Below are 6,320 nucleotides of genomic sequence, written 5' to 3'. Positions count from 1 at the left end.
GCTCGCCGGTGCCGCCAGTGCCGCCGGAGCTGAGGACGACCCAGCGCAGGCCGTCGACCGGGGCGAGCCGGTCGCGCAGCTCCGCATACCGGTCCGCGGTCGTCACCACGACCCGCACACCCGAGTCGGCGACCATGAACATCGCCCGTTCCGCCGGGTAGTCCACGTCGACGGGCAGATAGGCCGCGCCGGTCTTCAGCACACCGAAGACGGCGACCACCAGCTCCACCGACCGGGCGGCCGCGACAGCGACAACCCGCTCGGGGCCCGCGCCCAGCGTCCGCAGCCGTGCCGCCAGCGCCGTCGTGCGTCGGTCGAGCTCGGCGTAGGAGGGCGCGTCCGTCTCGAACACGAGCGCGGTCGCCTCGGGGGTGCGGGCGACGTTCGCCGCGAACGCGTCCACCAGCGTCGGATATGGCCGGGCGCGGTCCTCCCCGGTCAGCACATCTCCGGCCGGGGTGTCCACAGGGAACGTGTCCACAGCAAGCGCGTCCCCCGGGACCTGTGGAGAACGAATCCTCCACACCTTGCCGGCGTCCCCAGCGAGCGCGTCCCCGGCAAGCGCACCACCGGCCAGGGCCGCGAGGGCCCGGGCCCTGGTGTCGGGGGCCACCACCGTGGCCCGTCCCACCGGCAGCTCGGGATCGTCGGCCAGGGTGTGCAGCGCCTGGGCGAACCGCCGCGCGATCCGGTCGACGGTCGCGTCGTCGAGCCGGGCCGCGTCGTACTTGAACTGGACGTCCAGCCGCCGGCCCGGGGTCACCAGAACGGCCAGCGGGAAGTGCCCGACACCGAAGTCGGCGACGTCGGTGACCCGCGGGGTGCCCGTCGGGTCGGTGGCGTCCGCGTCCATCGGGCAGTTCTGCAGCACGACGACGGTGTCGAACAGGTCACCGAGCCCGGCCAGCCGCTGGATCTCCCCGAGGCCGAGATGCTGATGGTCGAGCAGGTCGGACTGCTCGGCCTGCAGCCGGGCCAGCGCCTGCGCGAGCGGCTGGTCCGCGCGCCAGCGCATCCGCACCGGCAGGGTGTTGATGAACAGGCCGACCATCGCGTCCATCCCGGCGACGTCGGCGCCCCGGCCGGAGACGGTGGTGCCGAAGACCACGTCCGTGCGGCGGCGCAGCCGGCCGAGCACCAGGCCCCAGGCGCCCTGCACGACCGTCGCGAGGGTCAGGCCGTTGTCGCGGGCCCGCGCGAGCAGCGCCGCGGTGACGTCCTCGGGGAGCTCCAGGCCGCGCCGGCCGGCCCGGAACCGGGCGGGCGGCTGGTCGTCGGCGATCAGCCGGGTCGGTTCGCCGAGGCCCGCGAGGGCTTCCCGCCAGGCCTGCCTGGCCTGCGTCCGCTCGAGGCCGGACAGCCAGCGCAGGTACTGGCGGTAACGGGTGACGGCGGGCAGCCGCGCCGCCCGCTCCGACACCCCGGCGATGGCGTCCCGGCCGCGGTGCGGGTCGTAGAGCGCGAGCAGGTCACGCAGCATGACCGGGACGGACCAGCCGTCGGCCACGATGTGATGGTGGGTGATCAGTAGCCGGTGGCGCCCGTCGCCGAGATGCAGCAGCGTGGCGTGTACCAACGGCGGCCGGGCGAGGTCGAAGCGATGGGCGAACTCGGCCGCGGCCACCGCCCGCGCCCGCTCGGCGCGTTCCGCCGCGTCCACCTGTGACAGGTCGACGACCTGCCAGGGCATGCTCAGCCCGTCGGCGATCACCTGCACGACCTGCCCGTCGGGCCGCTGGTGGAAGGACGCGCGCAGCGGGGCGTGCCGGTCCAGCAGGTCCTGTGCCGCCACGCGCAGGGCGTCCGCGTCGACGTCGCCGGCGAGCTCGGCCACCACCTGGACGATGTAGACGTCCGGATCGGCGTCTTCGGGGTCGCCGGTCCGGTCCCCCAGCACGCTCCCGTCCACCGACACGGCCGCGTCCACGGACGCTCTGCCCACAGGGGCTCTGTCCACAGGCGTGGTGTCCACAGGCGCGGCCCGGTCCACGGGCAAGGTCCCGTCCACAGGCAAGGTCCGGTCCACAGCCGAGGTCTCGTCGAGCAGGGTGTGGAAGAAGAAGCCCTGCTGCAACGGTGACAGCGGGAGGACGTCGGCCAGGCCCGGGACGTCGGCCGCCAGCTCGTCGACGTCGTCCTGCGTCAGCTCGACCAGCGGGAAGTCCGACGGTGTCCAGCCGCCGGCCCCCGGTGTGGCGGCGTGGGCGACCAGCGCGCCGAGCGCGGCGAACCAGCGTTCGGCGAGCGTGCGCACCGCCGTGCCGGCCAGTAGCGCCCGCGGCCAGGCCCAGGTGACGCCGAGCCGCGGCCCGTCGGCGTGGTCCTCTGTAAAGGCGTTGATCTCCAGTGGGTACGGGGCGACGGGCATCGCCGCGTCGTAGCCTCCGGCGAGCACGCCGAACCCGGGCAGGGCCGTCCAGGGCGCGGCCGTCCCGGGCACATCTGTGGCGCCGTCGGTCTGGAAACGGCCGAGATAGTTGAAGCTGATCTGCGGCCCGGGCAGGTCCCGCAGCGCCTCGGCCGTCTCGGGGTTGAGGTAGCGCAGCAGGCCGAACCCGACACCGTGGTCGGGCAGGGCGTGCACCTGCTCCTTGACCCGCTTGAGCGCCCGGCCGAGGCCGTCGCCGGCGACGTCGCCGAGCAGGTCGTCGAGCACGGCCGGCCCGGGGTCGAGCCGGACGGGGAAGATGCTGGTGAACCAGCCCAGCGTCCGGGAGAGATCGGCACCCTCGACGATCTCCTCCTCCCGCCCGTGCCCCTCGAGCGCGATCAGCACCGACCGGGTGTCCTCGATGCCGTGGTCCCGCCGCCACTGGCGCACCGCCAGCGCCAACGCGGTCAGCAGCACGTCGTTGACTCCGGCGTGGAACGCCGCCGGCACGCTGGTCAGCAGCGCGAGCGTGTGTTCCACGGGAAACCTCAGGGTCAACCGCTCGACGCCGGCCAGGTCGCCGACGGGGTCCAGCGGCCGCGCCGTGAGCGCGGGGTCGGGGCCGGTGAGGATGTCGGTCCACAGCGGCAGCTCGGCGACCCGCCCGGGCCGGCGCGCCTCGTCCACGAGCAGGTGCGCCCAGCGGCGGAACGACGTCCCGACAGCCTCCAGGTCCTCCGGGCCGGGGGTGCGGCCGGCGGCCACGGCCTCCCAGGCGGCGGCCAGGTCCGGCAGCAGGATCCGCCACGACACCCCGTCGACGACCGCGTGGTGCGCCGCGAGCAGCAACGACCCCGGACGGGTCTCCCCCGCGTCGAACCACACCGCCTGCGCCATCACCCCGTCGGTGGGGGCGAGCCGCGCGCACGCGTCATCGGCCGCGGCTTCGACGATCTCCTGTAGCCGGTCGCCGGCCGCCTCGCCCACGGTCACCCGGCGCAGCCACTCGCCGGCCCGCACCGAGCCCACGGGCGCCACCCGCAGCGTCCCGTCGGCACCGGGCCCGGCCCGCAGCAGCCTGGAACGCAGCAGGTCGTGCCGGTCGGCCAGCGCCTGCAGCACGGCGGCGATCCGCTCCCCGTCCGCCCCGACCGGCAGGGTGATCAGCATCCACTGGCTGAAGCCGTCGATCGGGCCGCCGCACTCGTCCAGCCATCTGACGATGGGTGTGAACGGCACCTCGCCCACGCCCGCGCCCGGCGCCTCCACGGCCACGTTCTCGGCGACGGTGGCCACCGACGCGAGCTCCGCGACCGTCCGGTGGGTGAAGACCTGCCGCGGTGTGATGACAAGGCCGCCGCGGCGGGCCCGGACCACCAGTTGGATCGAGACGATGCTGTCGCCGCCGAGGGCGAAGAAGTCGTCGTCGACGCCGACCTCCGGCAGGCCGAGCACCTCGGCGTACAGGGCGCACAGCAGTTCCTCGCGCGCGCTGCCCGGGCGCCGTCCGGAGACCGGCACGGGGCTGTCCGGGACCGGCAGGGCCCGGCGGTCCAGCTTCCCGCTCGGCAGCACCGGCAGGCGCTCGAGCGGCACGAACGCGGTCGGCACCATGTGGTCGGGCAGCCACTGCCGCGCGTGCGACCGTAGGGACCTCACCAGCGTGGCCACGTCCCACGAACACGCCGGCCGGTCGTCGGACGGGGCCAGCGGCGCCGGCACGGACAGCGCTGGCTCCGACGACTTCGGCGGCTGCGACGGCTCCGACGCGGCGGCCACCGGCACGGAGGGGACGACGTACGCCGCGAGCCTGGGGACGCCGGGGGTGTCCTCCCGCACGACGACGGCCACCTGCGCGACGGACGCGTGCCTGGCCAGCACCGACTCGATCTCGCCGAGCTCGATCCGGTAGCCGCGGATCTTCACCTGGTCGTCGGCGCGTCCGACGAAGTCCAGCCGGCCGTCCGGGCGCCAGCGCACCAGGTCACCGGTGCGGTAGAGGCGTTCACCCGCGGCGGAGAACGGGTCGGCGACAAACCGCTGCGCGGTCAGGTCCGGCCGGCCGAGGTAGCCGCGGGCCAGCCCCGAGCCGCCGAGGTAGAGCTCGCCGACGGCCCCGGGCGCGATCGGGCCGAGGCGGGCGTCGAGCACGTACGCGCGGGTGCCCGGGTCGGGCCGCCCGATCGGCACGGTGGATTCCGACGGGCCGTCGGGATCGCACTCACCGAGGGTGGAGTTCACCGTCGCCTCGGTCGGGCCGTAGGCGTTGAGCATCCGCCGGCCCCGGCCGTAGCGCCTGACCAGCTCCGGCGAGACCCGCTCGGTGCCGGCGAGCAGGGTCGCGCCGGGCGGGAGCGCCGCGTCCGCCGGCATCGCCGCCAGCAGCGCCGGCGGCAGGATCATGAAGGTGACCTCGTGCTCGCGGGCGTAGTCCGCGAGCGGCGCGCCCGGCACCCGCAGCTCGGCCGGGACGACGACCAGCCGCCCGCCCGAGAGCAGGCCCAGGCACAGGTCCCAGAAGGCGACGTCGAAGCTGGGCGAGGCGAACTGCAGGACCCGGCTGTGCGGGCCGACACCGAGCCGGTCACGCTGGGTGGCGACCAGTTTGGCGACGCCGGAGTGGGAGAGCACCACTCCCTTGGGCCGGCCGGTCGAGCCGGAGGTATAGATCACATACGCGGTGTTGAGGACGTGCAGCGGCCCGTGCCGGTCGGCATCGGTGGGATTCGCCGCGGACGCGCCTGCCACGGCCGCGGCGGTCGCCGGGTCGTCGAGCACCAGCCGTGACATGCCCGGGGCGTCGGGGACCAGGGGCTCCAGCGACGCGGTGGTGACGAGGCAGACGGGCCCGGCGTCGCCGAGCATGTAGGCGACGCGTTCGGCCGGGTAGTCGGTGTCCAGCGGCAGGTAGGCACCGCCGGCCTTGAGCACCGCGAGCTCGGCCACGATCATCTCCGCCGACCGGGGCAGCGCCAGCGCGACCACCCGCTCGGGGCCGACGCCACGCGCGACCAGCGCATGGGCCAGGCGGTTCGCCCGCGCGTTGAGCTCCGCATAGGTCAGCCTCGTAACAGTGGACGTGCCGGTACCGGCGGACGTGTCGTCACCGGCGGACGTNGCGGACGTCTCGGCGCCGCCGCCGGTGTCAGTGCCGCCGCCGCTGTCAGTGCCGGTGGGCGCGGCCGTGCCGAACACCAGGGCCACGGCGGCGGGGTCGCGGCGCACCTGCGCCTCGAACATCTCGGGCAGCGTCCCCGGCGGGACCGGGCACGCGGTGTCGTTCCACTCGACGAGGATTCGCCGCCGCTCCCGCGGCGACAGTCCGCCTCCCGGCTCGCTCCCCGGCCCGTCCCTCAGGTCGTCCCCCGCCGGCGCCCCGGAGAGCGGCTGGCCCGTCTCCTCGTACCCACCATCGGCGGTCCGCACGTCGGTCACCACTTCGTTACCGGACACCGATAACCACGCCTCCACAGCAGTCCCGACAGCACTGACCGTCCGGCAGCAGTAGCCGTCGAACAGCATCGACCGCCGATCGTGAGCTTCCGAGCACGCGATCGGCGTTCCTGGCACACGACCAGCGGCCCTGACGGACACAGGACCGCCAGGGCCTGCCTTTCTGATCTTTACTGTCTGATCTTCAATGGCACCCGCGTCCGGGAGACGGGCCCTGTTCAGGCTGTAACCCCAGACGCACGAGAGCAGATACTAAAGTAATCCTTACTTAAAGAGAAGTCCGACCGAACTTTCCCGACCCAGGATGAAACAGTTCGCATATCCCAACTTTTGACCTTGTCGGTCACCGTCAGTCTTTATCGGTCACCGTCAGTCGATCGGCAAGGCCATTGGACGGCTGGCCCGCCATACCCGGCTCCCGGCTTCCCGGGGGTACCGCCGGATCGGCCTCCGCCGCGGACCGACGACGTCGATCCGGCAGGCGCGGGAGCCGAGC

Annotated in this window: 1 pseudogene (running past one end of the window); it reads right to left on the bottom strand. The window is 74.0% G+C overall.

Going from position 1 to position 6,320, the window contains the following annotated elements:
- Positions 1-5,611, bottom strand: a pseudogene (locus FrCorBMG51_RS29685) (amino acid adenylation domain-containing protein) (its annotated part extends 923 nt beyond the left edge of the window); the annotation flags it as partial.
- Between the last annotated feature and the right edge of the window lie 709 nt (positions 5,612-6,320).

This window comes from Protofrankia coriariae (assembly GCF_001017755.1).
In the GTDB taxonomy this organism is placed as follows: Bacteria; Actinomycetota; Actinomycetes; order Frankiales; family Frankiaceae; genus Protofrankia; species Protofrankia coriariae.
Note: the sequence above shows the minus strand (reverse complement) of the source record. Positions and strands in the feature narration are given on the sequence as shown.